General features: G+C 74.9%; 1 pseudogene. It reads left to right on the forward strand.

The window, feature by feature from the left end:
* A pseudogene (locus H7J06_RS20445) lies at window positions 1–338 on the forward strand (hypothetical protein); the annotation flags it as partial.

Here is a 338-nt window from a genome sequence, read left to right on the forward strand (position 1 = left end):
CGACGCGCCGGCACCGGTCGTCGACCCGGCCGCCCCCGCACCGCTCGCCGCTCCGGCCGCCCCGGCCGCCGATCCGTCGGTGCTCCCGCCCAACGGCATTCCGCACCTCGCCAGCCCGGACGCACCGCCGCCCGGGGCGACGATGGATCCCAACGCCGCCGGCCCCATGGACAGCCCGAACACGAGCTACCTGAAGGACCTCTGGCAAGCGGTCCAGAACCACGAAATCAGCGGCAAGGAAGCCCTCATCGTCGGGCTGTCTCAGCGCGGCATGAACACGCCGATTCCCGCCCAGGCACCGGGACCGAACGTGCCGACCGGCCCCGCGCCGGCGCCCG

Origin of the sequence: Mycolicibacterium hodleri, from assembly GCF_025822245.1 — a bacterium.
Classification (GTDB): domain Bacteria; phylum Actinomycetota; class Actinomycetes; order Mycobacteriales; family Mycobacteriaceae; genus Mycobacterium; species Mycobacterium hodleri.